Genomic DNA, 397 nt, shown 5'->3' with positions numbered 1-397 from the left:
GCGTCGCGCCGCTGAGCGCGACGCTGGCGAACAGGACGACGAATCCGATCGCGGCGAGCGGCGCGACGCCGGTGTGCGCGAAGGTCTCGGGCGCGAGCGTGCTGAGGTAGCTGACCGCGGCGATCGAGATCGCGGCATTGGTCACCCAGGTCGAGATCCAATAGCTCCACATAACGAAGAAGGCGGTCGGGCGGCCCAATGCCGGCTCGACATAATCGTAGGGGCCGGTTGCCTTGGGAAAGGCGCGCGCGAGGGCGGCGAACACCGTCGCCAGGCACAGCGAGCCGGCAATGGTCACCACCCAGCCGATAATCGCATTGCGGCCGTAGGGCGCGAGGTTGGCGGGAAGCAGGAAAATGCCCGAGCCGATCATGTTGCCGACGACGAGCGCCAGCGC

The 397-nt window shown here is 67.8% G+C and carries 1 protein-coding gene; it reads right to left on the bottom strand.

The window, feature by feature from the left end; translation table 11 throughout:
- A partial coding sequence (locus I6F37_RS43525) for an amino acid permease (RefSeq protein ID WP_225154914.1) occupies positions 1-397 on the bottom strand: 397 nt, incomplete at both ends.

The organism is Bradyrhizobium sp. NBAIM08, assembly GCF_020193935.1.
GTDB lineage: Bacteria > Pseudomonadota > Alphaproteobacteria > Rhizobiales > Xanthobacteraceae > Bradyrhizobium > Bradyrhizobium yuanmingense.
The sequence above is the reverse complement of the archived record's forward strand: the minus strand, read 5'-3'. Positions and strand labels throughout refer to the sequence as shown.